The 17,922-nt window shown below is 42.4% G+C and carries 14 protein-coding genes; 11 read left to right on the top strand and 3 right to left on the bottom strand.

What is annotated here, in order from left to right; translation table 11 throughout:
* Positions 1-98 precede the first annotated feature (98 nt).
* The 4 genes from metH to Q0230_RS18120 all read left to right on the top strand — a co-directional run bounded on the left by metH (position 99) and on the right by Q0230_RS18120 (position 7,796).
* Positions 99-3,974, top strand: a complete 3,876-nt coding sequence (metH, locus tag Q0230_RS18135) for a methionine synthase (RefSeq protein ID WP_298612654.1) — start codon at positions 99-101, stop codon at positions 3,972-3,974.
* Between the two features lie 42 nt (positions 3,975-4,016).
* Positions 4,017-4,493 (top strand): Uma2 family endonuclease, encoded by a 477-nt coding sequence (locus Q0230_RS18130; RefSeq protein WP_298612650.1) that lies wholly within the window; start codon positions 4,017-4,019, stop codon positions 4,491-4,493.
* Between the two features lie 200 nt (positions 4,494-4,693).
* A complete protein-coding gene (locus Q0230_RS18125) occupies positions 4,694-5,716 on the top strand; it encodes an MBL fold metallo-hydrolase (protein ID WP_298612647.1) in 1,023 nt (340 codons plus the stop codon).
* A gap of 1 nt (position 5,717) precedes the next feature.
* A complete protein-coding gene (locus Q0230_RS18120; protein ID WP_298612645.1) occupies positions 5,718-7,796 on the top strand; it encodes a hypothetical protein in 2,079 nt (692 codons plus the stop codon).
* Positions 7,797-7,820: 24 nt separating this feature from the next.
* Here Q0230_RS18120 and Q0230_RS18115 read toward each other — a convergent pair whose 3' ends face one another.
* Positions 7,821-8,822 carry an LLM class flavin-dependent oxidoreductase gene (locus Q0230_RS18115; RefSeq protein ID WP_298612643.1) on the bottom strand — a complete coding sequence of 334 codons (1,002 nt, stop codon included), beginning with the start codon at positions 8,820-8,822 and terminating at the stop codon, positions 7,821-7,823.
* A 199-nt stretch (positions 8,823-9,021) separates the two neighbouring features.
* Between Q0230_RS18115 and yidD the strand changes: the two genes are divergently transcribed.
* A complete protein-coding gene (gene yidD, locus Q0230_RS19705) occupies positions 9,022-9,423 on the top strand; it encodes a membrane protein insertion efficiency factor YidD (RefSeq protein WP_367274150.1) in 402 nt (133 codons plus the stop codon).
* Positions 9,424-9,505: 82 nt separating this feature from the next.
* Positions 9,506-9,973 (top strand): hypothetical protein, encoded by a 468-nt coding sequence (locus tag Q0230_RS18110; protein ID WP_298612641.1) that lies wholly within the window; start codon positions 9,506-9,508, stop codon positions 9,971-9,973.
* A gap of 85 nt (positions 9,974-10,058) precedes the next feature.
* On the opposite strand, the gene hflC is transcribed toward Q0230_RS18110, so the two are convergent.
* Together hflC and hflK are read right to left on the bottom strand one after the other, a co-directional pair.
* Positions 10,059-11,027 carry a protease modulator HflC gene (gene hflC, locus Q0230_RS18105; RefSeq protein WP_298612639.1) on the bottom strand — a complete coding sequence of 323 codons (969 nt, stop codon included), beginning with the start codon at positions 11,025-11,027 and terminating at the stop codon, positions 10,059-10,061.
* Entirely contained in the window at positions 11,024-12,076 is a 1,053-nt protein-coding gene (gene hflK, locus Q0230_RS18100; RefSeq protein ID WP_298612638.1) for an FtsH protease activity modulator HflK, read from the bottom strand. The genes hflC and hflK overlap by 4 nt, the downstream gene beginning before the upstream one ends.
* Before the next feature lie 219 nt (positions 12,077-12,295).
* On the opposite strand from hflK, the gene Q0230_RS18095 reads away from it, so the two are divergent.
* From Q0230_RS18095 to rfbD, 5 genes are all read left to right on the top strand, one after another.
* Positions 12,296-13,999, top strand: coding sequence for a molecular chaperone HscC (locus Q0230_RS18095; protein WP_298612636.1), 1,704 nt, complete (start codon positions 12,296-12,298; stop codon positions 13,997-13,999).
* Positions 14,000-14,001: 2 nt separating this feature from the next.
* Positions 14,002-15,294: an RDD family protein gene (locus tag Q0230_RS18090; protein WP_298612634.1), complete on the top strand. Its 1,293-nt coding sequence runs from the start codon at positions 14,002-14,004 to the stop codon at positions 15,292-15,294.
* Between the two features lie 314 nt (positions 15,295-15,608).
* The gene (gene rfbA, locus Q0230_RS18085; protein ID WP_298612632.1) at positions 15,609-16,484 is read left to right on the top strand and encodes a glucose-1-phosphate thymidylyltransferase RfbA; all 876 of its coding nucleotides are present in this window, start codon (positions 15,609-15,611) and stop codon (positions 16,482-16,484) included.
* The gene (gene rfbC / locus Q0230_RS18080) at positions 16,481-17,029 is read left to right on the top strand and encodes a dTDP-4-dehydrorhamnose 3,5-epimerase (RefSeq protein WP_298612630.1); all 549 of its coding nucleotides are present in this window, start codon (positions 16,481-16,483) and stop codon (positions 17,027-17,029) included. Before rfbA ends, rfbC begins: the two co-directional genes overlap by 4 nt.
* A complete protein-coding gene (gene rfbD / locus Q0230_RS18075) occupies positions 17,026-17,922 on the top strand; it encodes a dTDP-4-dehydrorhamnose reductase (protein ID WP_298612628.1) in 897 nt (298 codons plus the stop codon). The genes rfbC and rfbD overlap by 4 nt, the downstream gene beginning before the upstream one ends.

The raw sequence follows: 17,922 nt of genomic DNA, 5'->3' as shown, positions 1-17,922 counted from the left end.
TTTATTGAATTATATTCAATTTTCAATTGAAAAACTTGAAATTGCTTTAATCTTGCAGTGCAGCAACAATAACTAGTTTTGTATTCTGGACGCTGCTCATGCCTACTTCACTGCAAACCGCCCTAACCCAACGCATTCTGATTCTGGATGGTGCAATGGGGACGATGATTCAAACTTATTACTTACAAGAATCAGATTATCGGGGTGAGCGTTTTAAGGATTGGCATAAGGAAGTCAAAGGCAATAATGATTTATTGGTGCTGACGAATCCGAGTGTGATTCGCGAGATTCATGGACAATATCTCGCTGCGGGTGCGGATATTTTAGAAACCTGTACCTTCAATGCCACACGTGTGTCCATGCACGATTATGATATGCAGGACTATGCGTATGAGATCAATGTCGAAGCGGCCAAGTTAGCTAAATCAGTTGCGCAAGAATACAGCACAGCGGATAAACCGCGTTATGTGGCTGGCGTTCTAGGCCCTACTTCGCGTACTTGCTCGATTTCACCGGATGTGAATGATCCGGGCTTCCGTAATATTACTTTTGATGAATTGGTCGATAACTATAAAGAATCAACACGCGGTTTAATTGCTGGTGGCGCGGATATTCTTCTGATTGAAACCATCTTCGACACGCTCAATGCTAAAGCCGCTGTGTTTGCGGTCAAGCAAGTATTTGACGAAGATGGTATCACGCTGCCGATTATGATTTCCGGCACGATTACTGATGAATCAGGGCGTACCTTAACAGGGCAAACTACCGAAGCGTTTTATAACTCTTTAGCGCATGCCGATGCCTTGAGCTTTGGTTTGAACTGTGCGCTTGGGCCTGACAAATTACGTCAATATGTGGAAGAAATGGCGCGTGTTTCTGCGACTTTCGTCTCAGCACATCCGAATGCAGGTTTGCCGAATGAGATGGGCGCGTATGATATGACGCCTGCGGAAATGGCTGCCTTAATTAAGGAATGGGCAGAACAGGGTTTTGTCAATATTGTGGGCGGTTGCTGTGGTTCTTCGCCTGCGCACATTAAAGCCATTGCTGAAGCAGTCAAGGGTATTGCACCTCGCCCATTGCCTACACTCAATGCCGAATTACGTCTGTCTGGCTTAGAACCCTTCAATGTGGGCAAAGATAGCCTATTCGTGAATGTGGGCGAGCGTACCAATGTCACTGGTTCAGCCAAATTCAAGCGTTTAATCAAAGATGGTCAATATACTGAAGCCTTAGCCGTGGCACTCGAACAGGTCGAAGGCGGCGCACAAGTCATCGACGTGAATATGGACGAAGGCTTGCTGGATGCGGAAAAAGAAATGCACCGCTTCCTGAATTTGATAGCCTCTGAACCGGATATTGCACGCGTACCGGTGATGGTCGATTCGTCCAAATGGGAGGTGATCGAAGCAGGCTTGAAGTGCATTCAAGGCAAAGGCATTGTCAACTCGATCTCGATGAAAGAAGGCGAAGACAAGTTCATTCAACAAGCCAAATTAGTACGTCGCTACGGTGCAGCCGTGATTGTGATGGCCTTTGATGAACAAGGTCAGGCAGATACTAAAGCGCGTAAAATCGAAATTTGTAGCCGCGCGTATAAGATTCTTACCGAACAAGTCGGTTTCCCACCCGAAGACATTATCTTCGACCCGAATATCTTCGCGGTGGCAACAGGCATTGATGAGCACAATAATTATGCGGTGGATTTCATTGAAGCCACGCGCTGGATTCGCCAAAACCTACCCCACGCACATGTTTCCGGTGGAGTCTCCAACGTATCCTTCTCCTTCCGTGGCAATAATCCGGTGCGGGAAGCGATTCACAGCGTATTCCTGTATCACGCCATTCAAGCGGGTATGGACATGGGGATTGTTAATGCTTCACAAATGGAAGTGTATGACGACATCCCCAAAGAATTACGCGATGCGGTCGAAGATGTGATCCTCAATCGCGATGCGGGTGCGACCGAACGCTTATTAGACATCGCCCCCAGATACAAAGGCGATGGCAAGGCGGAAGAGAAAAAAGAAGATTTGGAATGGCGTTCGTGGGCGGTGGAAAAACGTCTGGAACATGCTTTGGTAAAAGGTATTGACGCTTATGTGGATCAAGACACCGAAGAAGCGCGCGTCAAATTAGGTCGCCCGCTGTTAGTAATCGAAGGTCCACTCATGGACGGCATGAATGTGGTTGGCGACTTGTTCGGCGCGGGCAAAATGTTCCTGCCACAAGTGGTCAAATCCGCGCGCGTGATGAAAAAAGCCGTGGCTTATCTCGATCCGTTCATGGCTGCCGAAAAAGAAGGGGCAGACGTACAAGCCAATGGCAAAATCCTGATGGCAACCGTGAAAGGCGATGTGCATGACATTGGTAAGAATATTGTCGGCGTGGTGCTGCAATGTAATAACTATGAAGTCATCGACTTAGGCGTGATGGTTTCGGCTGAAAAAATCCTGCAAGTCGCACGCGAACAGAACGTGGACATTATTGGTTTATCAGGTTTGATAACGCCCTCCTTGGATGAAATGGTACACGTCGCTAAAGAAATGCAGCGTCAGGATTTCCATATTCCACTGCTAATTGGTGGTGCAACCACGTCCAAAATTCATACTGCTGTCAAGATCGAACCGCAGTATCAAAATGATGTAGTAGTTTATGTGCCGGATGCGTCGCGCGCGGTGGGCGTGGCAAGTGCTTTATTATCCAAAGAACAAAAGCCAGCCTATGTGCAAAGTATTCGTGAGGAATATCAGCAAGTGCGCATTAAACGTGCAGCAAATCAAACCGAGCGCAAATTGATTTCGATTGCCGATGCGCGCGCGAATAGCTTTAAGGCGGATTGGGCAAACTATACACCACCGAAACCAAAGTTAATTGAAGCCGCTACCCTCACCCCTAACCCCTCTCCCATAAAAGGAGAGGGGAATAAACAATATTGCTGTACGGCACACAAGCTGCAAGCCGAGCGTAATGCGCAAAAAACCGCGCAAATTATTCCTGAGAATGCCGAGCTGATTCACAGTGGCGCAGGCTTGATTCTCAATTTTGCGGATTATCCGCTGGCTGAATTAGTCGAGCGCATTGACTGGACTCCGTTCTTCCGTAGCTGGGAATTGGCAGGTCATTTCCCTGATATTTTGAGTGATGAAGTGGTCGGGACTGAGGCGAAAAAATTATTCGCTGATGCAGAAACCCTATTGCAGAAACTGGTAAGCGAACGCTGGATTAAAGCCAAGGCTATTGTCGGTTTCTTCCCTGCTAATAGCGTGGGGGATGATATTGAATTGTATCAAGATGCGGCACGCACACAGGTGCAAACCACCTTGCATCATTTGCGCATGCAGATGGATAGGAATGGACAGCAACCGAATTATTGTTTAAGCGATTTCATCGCTCCTAAAAACCCCTCTCATTCTCCCCTTATCAGGGGAGAAGCAAATGCGCCAGCGCCAGCTGACTGGTTGGGCGCATTTGCGGTCAGCGCAGGTTTTGGTATTGAATCACACTTGCAAGCCTTCCGTGCCGCCAATGATGACTACAGCGCGATTATGTTAGAAGCCTTGTGTGATCGTTTAGCCGAAGCTTTGGCAGAACGGATTCATGAACGGGTGCGCAAAGAGTTTTGGGCGTATGCGAGCCATGAAGTCTTGGAAAACAATGATTTAATCGCGGAAAAATACCAAGGCATCCGCCCTGCCCCTGGTTATCCCGCCTGCCCTGATCACACCGAAAAAGGCACACTGTGGCAATTGTTGGAGGTGGAAAAACATACGGGCATGATTATCACCGAATCCTATGCCATGTACCCTGCTGCCTCCGTATCAGGCTGGTATTTCAGTCACCCTGACTCGCGCTATTTCGGTATTGGGCGCGTGGCACGCGATCAGGTGGAGGATTTTGCAGCGCGGAAGGGAATGAGTGTGGTTGAGGCGGAAAAGTGGCTGGCTCCGGTGTTGGGGTATGAGGTGGGTTAGCTGCTATACTATGCCTAAAGCCATTAACAGTAAGGTGTCAGTATGGAATGGGCAGAAGTTATTAATAACCCTGTTTTACAAAATCTCCCTTTCAAAATTGAGCTAAATAAATTTGGCAAGCTCCTGATGAGTCCAGCGTCCAATAGTCATGGGCGCTATCAGGGGCGGATTGCAGGTGCTTTGTCCCAACACCAGCCTGAAGGTGAAGTCATTACTGAATGCTCCATTCAAACCTCAGATGGTGTAAAAGTTGCTGATGTTGCTTGGGCATCGGCGGCTTTTATTGCTGAATTTGGTTATGCCACTCCCTATCCCAAAGCGCCCGAACTCTGCGTTGAGATTGTTTCACCTTCTAATTCTAAGCAAGAAATTAGTGAAAAGGTTGAGCTTTATTTAGCGAAGGGGGCACAAGAAGTTTGGGTGGTTTATGAAAATAATCGACTGGAAATGTTTACGCATGTGGGTGCGATTGAGCAAAGCCAGTTTGCACCGGATATTAGATTGAGAGTTTTTAGATAACTTGAATAATTAGTATTCACTCAGTTGTACTTGTATAGAGCTAAGCTCAGACCATCTTTTATTTTTATTAGCATCTATTCTATAAGCTTTTGATTTTATATTTGCATATAAAACCAATCAACGCTTGCACAAAAAGCAATCAATTGTTATAAAATATATTCATTATTCTCAATGCCTCATAGCTTATGAGTAGTTAATTAATGTCTATCAAATTTAGCTTTTTACCTGCAGGAAGTGGCGATTGTATCTTAGTTCAATCAGATGATTTTACTATGCTTATAGATAGTGGTGATGCTGAAGAGGCTTTTAATATAAGAGAAAAACTAGAAGAAGCTTTAAAAGATCAAAAAATAGATCTAGTTATTCTGACACATATAGATGATGATCATATAGGAGGAATAAAAATCCTTCTTAATGATCCGATATTTTTAACCATGCTTCATAGTAAGTCTCAAATATGGATGAACTACCCAAATGGGCAAGAAGTAGTTTTTGAGTCTTTCAATGAAAATAGCTATATTAGTTATAAGGGTGGAGATTTATTAAAAAAACTTGCGAATGAAAAGAGAATTATACTTAAGGACTATATTTCTATAGAAAATACACCCCCACTAATATCGTTAGGTGAATTTATCAAAATAGAATTATTATCTCCTAATCTAAAAAAACTAAATACTCTATACAAAAAATGGAATCCTTCTTTATTCCAAGGTAATATTAATGACCATATCAATCAAACAGACTATAGGCACTCATTAAAGGCTCTTGGAAACATGAAAGAGAGCCTTTGCACTTCAGTGCCTAACGGTTCAAGTCTAGCTTTCATCTTACATTATAAAAATTATAAGTTTCTTTTTCTAGCTGATGCTCACACGGGTATTATTAGAAAATCCCTACAAAACTTAGGTTATAGTTCAATCTCACCTATAGAGGTAGATTTTGTGAAGGTATCTCATCACGGATCAAAATACAATATAAGTAAAAAACTATTAGATTTAATTAAGTCTAATAGCTTTGTATTTTTAACTAACTCTGAGTATTTTCTACCACATAAGCAAACATTAGAGCGAATTTTAAATAGAAGGCATTATTTTAACAATGTTAATTTAAATCGTCTTATTTTTAATTACGAAGAACCTATTGCTAAAATACAGCAAGATCTTTGCATAAAATGCTATAACACAGAGCTTATTCATCAACAAACTATATCTTATGGTGATTAGTATGGACTTTGCAGAAAAGGAAAAAGAAAGCTTAATTTTAGAACAAATTAGAAAAATTACAGTACATATTGCATATGAGGAACAAAGAGGAACAGGTTTTATTTTAAGGCAAAATGATGAAGATAAAGTTGCTTATCTTTTTACAGCTAAGCACGTACTTTTTGGTGAGGGCTTTCAGCAAAAAAATACTTACAATGAAAACTATCAAATAAATATTAACTCAGATAAATTATCTTTAACATTAAAACACCCCATAATTAGAAATTTAATTGTAACCGGAATAGTTTATCATATAAAAACACATGATGATTTCTGCTTTTTTTCTCTAGATCTGGAAAGTAATAAAATATTAGACGTACCTAGTCTCAAGATTTCAGAATATATTACTGCTTTTGATAGAGGGTATGATTTTTATACTTTTGGCTATCCAAAAATATCCACTATTGAGGGGGATAATTTTGGAGAGTATTTTAAGGTAATAAACCCCTCAAAATCACTCAAAAAGATAAATTTAGGCGATCAAGAGCCATTCGAGCAGAAAACAATCTCATTCAATGCAAAAAATATACATGGAGTCGTTAATCAGAAAGGAGAAAGTAGCTTACCTACAAGTTTGAGAGGGTTATCTGGGTCTGGAATTTTTTATTTTGATAATAGCATTTTGTATATAACTGCCATAGTCATAAGAGCGCATTCAATCAATAGCATACATACTATTGATTTATATAACAATATTGATTTAATTAATGAATGTATTAGAAATCAAGAAAATATTAATCTTTCAGAAATAAAAGGCAATACATATTTTAGCTTTGATAAAAACCTAATAGATTTAGAAAATATAAATTATAATAAGCTTTTGGAGCATATAGGATCAGTAGATGAAGATGATTGCAAAAACTATGAAAAGAATAGAGACATAAAACTCAAGAGAGAAGCAATAGAGCGGGATATAGTAAAAATAGCTCAATATTGTGCTTATTGGGGTGTAAAGGTTAATCAAGAAAATCAATATGATAAAGCAAGAATGTACTTCCGGCATGCAATTGCGCTCGATTCAAGGTATAAGCAGTTTTTTCTACTTGTGAAAAGTGAAAGGCGATCAAAAGCTGAGAATAATCAAATTATTGCCACTAGTGAAGAAATTATATCTAATCCTAATTCAACTTCAGAAAGGCAGTATGAAGCCTTAAAGCAGAAAATACAAATTTTACAAGAAGAAAGTAATAATTCTGAATTATATAATACGCTTTATGACCTCTTAAAAATCTCTAAAAATATAGAAAAAACTGAAAGTACGATTACTGAAATCGGAGCTTATATAGACCAGTTGCTTCAATTAACCAACTTGGAAACAGAAGCAGCTCTAAAAAAAGGTGAAAGCATTAGTGCGACTAAATATATTGATATAAATGAGTTAGCTATAGAAAACAACCAAATTAATATTGCACAAAATTCTATAGAAACCTTGAAAAATTACCTTAACCGTGAAGCAGAGGTTCTTTTAAATAGCGGCAAACAAGTAAACGTTAACAGATATATTGAGATAAGCGATATTGCTATTTCTAACAAACAACCTGAAACTGCAATTTATCTACTTTACTGTGCAAAAGAACTCAGTAAATTATCTCTTTCAAGACGAGATAGTTTAGAAACTAATAAGGATATCAATAATAAGATTAGCACAATAGTGAATGATTTTGATCTAGAAAGGAATATTGTATTTCAGACACAGTCATCAGCTGAGTCTCTAGGTAGTAGTTTAGAGAAAATAAAAGAACAAGCTGATGTCCAGCTTTTTTCAGATGTCAAATCTATTCTGGCAAAAATTAATGATATTTATGACAAATCAAATAATTCTGGGATTTTAAATGAAATAGAAAACAATATTAAAAACCTTAATTCAAGATTCACTTCTAATAACACAGATACTTTAGAAGAGCCTAAAGCATCAAGCTATCCAGCTAATAGCAACCTCTCCACCAATATAAAATCCTCTATTCATGGTTTTTTCATCAATATTATCCTGTTTAGTGCCGTTTCAGTATTTATTTCAGGAAGTAGTATAAGCAATCTTTGAGGAATAATATTCATTAATACAAAGCTAAGCCCCCTTCCTCAACTCATTCACCAACGTAAACGAACGCTTACGCAGTTCGCTATCATAAATATCGCAGACAAAAATCAGTTCATTGGCTTGGGTAGCTTCCAGAAATGCTTCCAGTTTAGTGCGCACGGTTTGCGGTGAACCAATAATCGCAGCAGCTAAAAATGCATCGACGGCTTGTTTTTCTTGCGGCGAATGCCAGACCTGCGCCATATTTTCTACGGGCGGTTTTAAGCGCACACTTTGACCATTAAATAGCGCTTGAATGCGTTGTTGGCTAGTGGTGGCTAAATAGCGTGCTTCCTCATCGGTGGGGGCGACAATCAGCGGCACACCTAAGGAGAAATAAGGCTCGGCTAAACTAGTGCTGGGCTTAAAATGACTGCGATAGGTATGAATCGCTTCAAACAATAAGCGCGGCGCGAAATGGGAGGCAAACGAATAGCGCAAACCGAGCTGCCCTGCCAATTGAGCGCTAAACAAGCTAGAGCCTAGTAACCAGATCGGTATAGGGCTGACCATACCGGAGTTGGCAATTACTTGTTGATGAGAGCTAGGGTTTAGATAATGTTGTAATTCTTGCAACTGTTGGGGAAAGTTTTCAGCACCATCCAAACCGCGTCTCAAGGCGCGCATCGTGGCTTGATCCGTCCCCGGCGCACGCCCAATGCCTAAGTCAATTCGATTAGGATACAGTGCTTCCAAGGTGCCAAAGTTTTCCGCCACGATTAAAGGGGCATGATTAGGCAGCATAATGCCGCCTGAGCCTACACGAATTTTGCTCGTTTTACCGGCGATATGCCCAATCAAAACCGAAGTAGCCGCACTGGCAATCCCATCAATATTGTGGTGTTCTGCCAGCCAATAGCGCGTAAAGTCTAATGCATCTAAATGTTGAGCTAAATCCACGGCATTATTAAAGGCTTGAGCCAAAGTGCCTTGGTCATGCACAGGCACTAAATCGAGCATGGAAAAAGCGGTTGTAGCAAGTCTACTCATGTTTCATCTGCTTATTAGGTTGAAGCGTATCACTCCATTAAACGCTGCTGAGGCCAGAAAAGTACAGTACACCTATTCTCTAAACGTATTCAGCAAGCGCTGACTCAAACTAGTAAAGCGTAAGCTCAGTTGTTTAAGCCAAGTTAACTAAACAACAGGTAAACTCAAAGCTAAGCTCATCACTTTAATAACACCATCTATGTCCATCAGCTCGCAAACTGTTATTTTCGGTATCACTATCTACCAACGTTTTATATCACCACACAAAGGCTACCACTGTGCTCATGCAGCTTTGCACCAAGGCAAGTCCTGTTCACAAGCGGTCAAGTTCATTATTGCTGAACAAGGTGTATTGAATAGCTGGACAGCTATCAGACAACGTTTTGCGGAATGCCGTGCTGCTTCTTTAGTATTAAGGCAAGGTTGTAAATCTGCTGAGCACCCATGCAATGACGCCCAAAAACGCAAGGATAAACGTTGTAGAGATACTTGTTTGGATAACTGTAATTTATCTTGCGACTGTTTTGACTTTAAACGCTCTAAGAGTGACTGCGATCTACCTTGCGATTGTTTTGACTTTGATTGCAATCCATTTAACTAAGCCACAATAAAAAATTACTTTTCTTTAAACTTTGATTGAGGGACTGGTCTAAATTAAGTCTCGTAAAAAATACAGGTCTGAAATGCAAATTAAACCTCCAATTCCCATGTTAAGCCTCCTCTTGTTAACTAGCACCTGTACTGCCAATGAGCTGATTGGTCAAACCACTCCTCCTTATCCCAATCATTGGCAAGAAGAAGGCGGTTCTTGTCTGTTGGATTGTAATTACAGTCTTGGTGTGCTCATCAAGGGGCAACAGCGTTTATTGTATTTAGGCAAAAAATCACCGCAATCAACTGCCAATAAACCACGCTGGCAGATACTAGATACTATGCCTTACCCTGAACCACCTGAGGGCTATGAGCTAACTTATTCGACTTGTGAAAACCAAGGTACTCCTGATCCTAGCTTGATTGCTCTCGTGAAAACTGCGGATACGGAATGGCTAGATCAAGTACGCTTTGTGTATAAAGCGAATATCGCTAAAGGTAGTTTTGAAACTATTTCTACTGAAGGGATTCGTTGCGAGAATATAGCCGCAGGTTTATAAGCGCGTCCTGCGCTTTGATGGCTTTACACAGGTTGATTCTCGGCTATTGCTGCTGAAAAGCAGCAACTCCAAGCGCGACTCAAGCCTACTGCGGCTTAGCAGGTGTTATATCGGTGTGTTTCAAAAACTTATACAGATCGCTATTGGTTGATAGCAGCAAAGTCGAATCCGCAGTCACTACCGAGCGATAGGTGTCTAAAGTACGAGTAAATTGATAGAAGCTCGATGCGTCAGGGCTTTGATTGAAGGCATTCGCGTAAATTTCCGCTGCTTTCGCATCGCCTTCCCCGCGTGTTTGCTCAACCTGTTTATACGCTTCGGATTGAATACGGTCTTGATCACGCATTAAATTACCGCGAATCCGTGCTGCTTCGCCATTGCCTTCCGAGCGGAAACGCTCAGCAATTTGGCGCCGCTCACTAATCATGCGCTCGAAGATTTTTGGCTGAACCGTTTCAGTGTAGTTAATGCGCTTGAAACGAATATCCAATAACTCAATGCCGAACACTTTGACCTTTTCCGCGGCCGCTTTATAAATCGCCATTTCTACCGATTCGCGCCCATTTTTAATCGGTAGCAAATTACCAATCCCCGATTCGTTTTGATTATCAGTAAGTATCGCATCCTGTGATGGCTTGCGATCTTTAGTGGTACGGACAATTTCAATCAGCTCATTACGCGCCACCATATTACGAGTTTCACTACCCAAAATATCGTCCAAGCGGGATTGAGCACTACGCTCATCACGTAAACGTAGGAAATAAGCCATGGGGTCGGTAATGCGCCAGCGTGCGAACAAATCCACCGAAATATACAGTTTATCTTTGGTTGGCATATCGCTCGGACTGCCATCCCATTCCAGAATGCGCTTATCGATGCGATTCACGGTTTGAATAAATGGAATTTTGAATTTTAAACCAGCGCTAGTAATGGGTTCGCCAATCGGTTTACCAAATTGGGTAATAATCACTTGCTGCGCTTCACCCACGGTATAAAGGCTATTGAATAAGACAAAGCCACCGACCAAGGCTAACGGAATAAGCCATTTTTTCATTGCGCTGCTCCTTGGTTCGGCATCGGTGGGGCGCTTGGCTCTACTCGATTCACGGGCGTTTTCGTTAAATTCAGCAAAGGTAATAAACCTTGCATCTCGCTATCCACAATGATTTTGTTCTGCACACCGGGTAGCACAGCTTGCATAGTCTCCAAATACAGGCGTTGCTTGGTTACAGCAGGTGCTTTTTGATATTGCGCGAACACCGCATTAAAGCGCGCCACATCGCCTTCCGCCTCATTGACACGCTTTAATTTATAACCCTCCGCCTCCCGAATGCGTTGATCTTTTTGACCTTCGACGAGGGGAATTACTTTGTTGTAATCGCGCCGCGCTTCATTGATTAAACGTTCTTTTTCCTGTTGGGCTTGGTTCACTTCATTGAAGGATTCGCGCACCGGTGCGGGCGGATTGACATTTTTCAATTGCACTTGATCAATGCCAACCCCGAGATCATAACGTTTAGCCAAGGCTTGCATCCGGCGTAATGCTTCCACCTCAATCTCTTGGCGACCAATCGTAATCACTTCATCCACAGTCCGATCCCCGACCACTTCGCGCATTACTGACTCCGACACATCGCGTAAGGTTGAACCTGGCTCACGAATCTGGAATAAATACTGCTGCGGTTCGGTAATACGATATTGCACTACCCACTCCACCGACGCCGCATTCAAATCCCCCGTGACCATTGCTGATTCATTTTGCGGTTCATCAGAATATTGATCGGCATTCGTCGCACCGCCTGTACCGAAACCAAACTCCTGTTTGAGCTGGCGCTTCACCGGCAGAATCGTCACCACATCGACACCAAACGGAATTTTGAAATGCAAACCGGAAGGCACTTCTGAGATATATTTGCCGAACCGCTGCACCATACCCACGGAATCACTAGGGATGGTGTACCAGCTCATCCACAAGCCTATACCTATGATTACTACGATAAAAAGACTCCCACTCGCTAAAGAGCGTATCTGCTGACTCAAACGGTCAACTAGATTGGGTGCTTTATTAGTCGTTGTGTTTAGTGGAGGATCAAATAGACTCATAAGCTTGCCTATCATTATTTTTATGAAAAATTCAATCTAAACTACCTAAAAATCAATGCAACCCTTTAATCTCAAAATCAACCAGAGCATGTTTTCAGTTTAGTGCAACTAGCTTAGAACACTTAGATCTAGTTGTATTAGATTTCAGCCAATCGGCTTTCCCTAGTTTCTAAATTTCTGGCGTTGTACGATTAGACTATATGCCCAAAGCAGAGCGAAATGATGAAAATTATAGGAATTGATTTAGGCACCACCAATAGTGCGGCAGCCATTTGGCAAAATGGTCAAGTGGAACTGATTCCCAATCGGTTAAAAGAATACTTGACACCCTCTGTGGTACACATTGGTCAAGATGGTACTGTATTAGTCGGCAAGGCTGCACAAGAGCGTTTATTGACTCACCCCAATGCGACTGCCTCGGTGTTTAAACGGTACATGGGCACAGATCGCAAACTAACCCTCGCGAAAAAATCCTACTCTGCCCCTGAGCTATCTGCCTTCGTTTTAAAGAGCCTGAAAGAAGATGCTGAAAATTATTTAGGCGAAGCAGTCACTGAAGCGGTTATTAGTGTCCCTGCTTATTTTAATAATACTCAACGCAAAGCAACCATTCTGGCAGGTGAGTTAGCAGGTTTAAAAGTAGAACGCTTAGTGAATGAGCCAACTGCAGCAGCCATTGCTTATGGCTTGCATGAAAAACCTGAGCATACCCAATTTATTGTGGTGGATTTAGGCGGTGGTACCTTTGACGTATCGATTATGGAGTATTTTGAAGGGGTACTCGAAGTACATGCTTCTGCGGGTGATAACTTCCTAGGTGGCGAAGATTTCACTGAGATTTTGGTGAATAAATTTCTCAGTAGTTTAAATCTCAATAAAACCAGCCTTAATCCCAACGAGCTGCAATTAGTGCAAGCACAAATGGAACTAGCCAAGCGCCAACTCAATCAAGCTGATTTGATTCATGTTGAGCCATTTATTAAAGCGCAGAAACAACCGATTAGCTTATATAAAGAAGATTTCCTGAAACTAAGCGAACCACTATGGCAACGTTTACAACGTCCAATTGAAACCGCTTTGCGCGATGCGAAATTGAAGCCCTCTGATTTGGATGAGGTCATTTTGGTCGGTGGTGCAACCCGTATGCAATATTTCCGCTCGCTGATTGCAAAAATGTTTCGACGCATGCCATCCGCCAATCTTGACCCCGATTTAGTGGTAGCAATGGGTGCTTCGATTCAAGCAGGTCTAAAAGCCCGCGATGCAGCGCTGGAAGATTTAGTTTTGACCGATGTATGCCCTTATTCACTTGGTATAGGTATTCACAATGAGAACGATCATCTAGGCACGCAAGGGAATTTATTTAGCCCGATTATTGAACGCAATACGGTCATTCCTTGTAGCCGAATCAGTGCTTATAACACAATAACCGATTATCAAACCGCAATGACTTTGGAGTTCTTTCAAGGTGAGCATCGCTTAGTAAAAAATAATATTAGTCTTGGAAAACTCGAAGTACGCTTACCCAAAGCGCGCAAAGGTGAAGAAAGCGTCACTGTGCGCTTAAGCTATGATATTAATGGCGTATTAGAGGTCGATGTGGAAGTGGTTTCTACCGGCGAAAAGCATTACAAAATGATTTTGAATACGCCCAGCCAAATCACCGATAAAGAAATTGCTGCCAGTAAAGAAAAACTTAGTGCTTTAAAATTTCATCCACGTGAGCAGGAAGTTAATATCACACTGCTGGCGCGTGCTGAACGCTTATATGAAGGTCGCTTAGGTCAAGAGCGTGAGGAAATTTTAAATGCACTACGTTGGTTCGAATCGGTTCTAGAAAAGCAAAATAACAGCGAAATTGCCGAGGCACAGACACGTTTTGGCGAATTTCTTGATCAAGTTGAGCAGGATCGGTTGTTTTAAGCATGTGGTGGGAAATTTTAGAACTGACTGCAGAAGCCGATCAAAAAGCGATTAAACTTGCCTATGCCAAAAAACTAAAAAAAACACGTCCGGATGATGATCCAGAGGGTTTTAAGGCTTTACATGAAGCTTATCAACAGGCCTTAGCTTGGCATGCGAATAAGGACTTATACGCTGCTGAAGACGAAGTATGGGAAGAAGATAATGAAGCTACACTGGAAACAAGTTCTCCAGTAGATCATTCTGCCCCTGAATCTGCCGTACCTTTTTCTGAACTGTTTCTATCGTTTAGCGCTAAACAGACTGGCGAACAAACAGCCCCCCCGTTGCAAGTTGCATATTTAGCTGAATCACAAACTTTGATTGAGCAGGAACCTCTTCAGTTACACAGTACTACCCTGAAAGCACCTGAACTCAATCTTGAACTGAATCATCAAACACTCAAAGCGGCAACACTTACTAGTAGTGACTTACTAAAACCCGCTACCCCTGTTTTTGAAGAAGACCAGTCGACAACAGATGAGGAACAATTCGCCGCGGATTGGCGCAGTTTTCAACAACAGTTCTCAATTAATATCCACAACGAAACCTATCGAAAAGATCCAACTGCTTGGCATTTCCTAGAAAAACTGCCCTCTTTTATAGATTTGGAGTTTCGCGATCGCTTAAGCCACGAGATGTTTGGTTTTATTTCTGAAGCCAATCTCAAAGCTGCTGAGCATAAGTCATTATTTATCAAACCAGCCGTTTTACAGTATCTCAATCAGCTCTTTGCTTGGGATCAACAATGGCGCTACCTGACTGAGCAGTTTGGTGAGCAGCAAACTGATGCCATTTTGACACATCTTGAATTAGCCACCCCTAATAAGCATATTGCTCTGCGTGTTCAGCCTGAAGCCTTGTACTACTACCCTCGCTTGCTGGCTTTTGTCATTGATCTAGCTTTTTTATTTATTGTTGTGTTTGGCTTAAGTCTTATCCTAGAAAAGCCCCAAGATCTCACTAACTTTGAGTCAAAAGTTTTCTTAGGCGCATTAATTTGGTTTACTATTTACCCACTAGTAGAAGCGAGTGCTTTGCAGGCTAGCCTTGGTAAAAAGCTCATGAAACTTAAAGTGGTTAATAAGCACGGCCAACATCTCAGCATAGCTCACAGTTATATCCGCCATCTTGTCACTAATGCTTGTATTATTGGCTTTAAAATCGTCATTTGGATCAATATGTTGCTAGCCTATAAGCGCAGCATGCTTTTACAAGATTGGCTCACCCAATCGTATGTGATCAAAAGAGATTAAAATGCACTTTTTAAAGCACTTACTTATTATTATGCTAGTGACTAGACCTTGACTCCCTTATAATGCGCGCGTTTTTAGCAAACCTATTGTTCTGACATGCAAATTGCTCAGTCTTCTGCTACAGCGACTACCAACCAATTAGAGCTTGTTGGCCAAGACCTTCATCTTATTAACACAAAGAAGACTACCACCGATGGATTGCCGCTTAAGTCAACATACCGCCCTTACTCAACCATTCGACAGATAGAATTAATGCATTACCCAGCAATTCAACTACAATTTCACTCTAGTTTGGTCAATTAATGAAAAAATCTATGAGCATACAACGTAAGGGCATTATTTTAGCGGGCGGCAGTGGCACGCGCTTGTATCCATTGACCCAAGCGGTCAGCAAGCAATTAATGCCTATTTATGATAAGCCAATGATTTATTATCCACTGACTGTCTTGATGCTGTCAGGGATTCGCGACATTTTAATTATTACCACACCTCAGGACTCTAGCCAGTTTCAAGCCCTACTAGGGGATGGTTCTCAATGGGGGGTGAATTTGCACTATGCGATTCAACCTAAACCCGAGGGCTTAGCTCAAGCCTTTTTGATTGGTGCAGAATTCCTAGGTAACTCCCCGTGCACGCTGATCTTAGGCGATAATATTTACTATGGTGAAGGCCTCTCCCAACGCTTACAAGCTGCTTACAATCAGACCCAAGGCGCTACTGTTTTTGCCTATTATGTGCGTGATCCTGAGCGCTATGGGGTAGTGGATTTTGATGAGCACGGTCGAGCCTTAAGTATTGAAGAAAAACCACTTAAACCGCGCTCTAACTATGCGGTCACTGGTTTGTACTTCTATGACAATCAAGTTGTGGATGTCGCTAAAGCGGTTAAGCCTTCTGAGCGTGGTGAACTTGAAATTACCACTGTGAATCAAATCTATTTGGAAAAAGAGCAACTGCAAGTGGAGATTCTCAAGCGTGGTACGGCTTGGCTTGATACGGGTACGCATGCTTCCTTGCTTGATGCATCGAACTATATACGTGTCATCGAAGAACGCCAAGGCTTGAAGATTGCTTGCCCTGAAGAGGTCGCGTGGCGGATGCGCTATATCGATACTGAACAATTACTACGCTTAGCAGAGCCTTTGAAGAAAAGTGGCTATGGTCATTATCTGATTGGGGTAGCGAAATGAAGATTATTCCAACCGCTATTCCTGATGTACTGATCATTGAACCCAACGTCTTTGGGGATGAACGTGGTTTCTTCATGGAAACGTGGAATCAACACACTTTTGCTGAAGCAGGTTTAGACCTTAAGTTTGTCCAAGATAATCACAGTCGTTCGCGCCAAGGTATCTTACGCGGATTACATTATCAGATTAAAAACCCTCAAGGTAAGCTAGTTCGTGTGACCCAAGGCTGCGTCTATGATGTAGCGGTTGATCTACGTCGTTCTTCACCCACGTTCGGGCAATGGACGGCGGTTGAACTTTCAGCCGAAAATCATCGATTGTTTTGGGTGCCACCTGGCTTTGCACATGGCTTCTATGTGATGAGCGAATCGGCAGACTTCCAATACAAATGCACCAATTTATACTCACCTGAGCATGAGCGCTGTGTACGTTGGAATGATCCTAACTTGAATATTCCTTGGCCACTGGTGCAAGGGGAAGCGCCACAACTATCTGCGAAAGATGCCATAGGTAATTTATTGCCAGAGGCCGAGGTATTCGTATGAAACTGCACAAAGTCTTGGTAACGGGTGCGAATGGTCAACTAGGTTACGAGCTACAACGTACCGTAGTACCAGGTGTTGAACTCATTGCCACGGATTACCAAACCCTTGATATTACTAGTTCTGCGCAAATCACGGCGGCTTTAGAACAGTATCAGCCTGAGCTAGTGATTAATGCAGCCGCTTATACGGCGGTGGATAAAGCAGAAAGCGATCAAGTCAATGCTCAACGCTTAAATGGAGATGCTGCAGGGCTTATTGCACAAGCGGTTGCAAGAGCCAATCAGTATAAACCAACTCAGCTAGTCCATATTTCCACGGACTTTGTATTTGATGGGGCACAATCCCTACCGTATTTACCTGCAGCAGCACCTAAGCCTTTGGGTGTGTATGGGGCTACTAAGCTCAGTGGTGAACAGCAAGTTCAAGCCTATTTACCTACTGCTTTAATTATTCGTACATCTTGGCTCTATTCCACACATGGAAATAACTTTGTAAAAAGCATGTTGCGCTTTATGCAAGAGCGTGAGCAATTAGGCGTGGTGTATGATCAAGTAGGCTCGCCCACATGGGCACGCACCCTAGCCAATAGTATTTGGGCTTTAGTAGAAAACAATGCACAAGGTATTCTGCATTGCTCAGATAATGGCGTAGCCAGTTGGTACGACTTTGCTGTGACTATCCAAGAAGAAGCGTATCGCTTAGGATTACTCAAGCAGCGTATTCCTATTCATCCGATTCGTAGTAGCGCTTACCCTACCCCAGCTGAACGGCCTGCTTTTAGCGTCATGGATAAAAGCCGCACTGAAGAATATCTCGGTTATCGTCTGCCCTATTGGCGTACTAGTTTGCAAGCCATGCTCACCGAATTAACTGAATCGAATCACCAAGCCTAA

The sequence above is a fragment of the uncultured Thiothrix sp. genome (assembly GCF_937876535.1).
In the GTDB taxonomy this organism is placed as follows: Bacteria; Pseudomonadota; Gammaproteobacteria; order Thiotrichales; family Thiotrichaceae; genus Thiolinea.
Note: the sequence above shows the minus strand (reverse complement) of the source record. Positions and strands in the feature narration are given on the sequence as shown.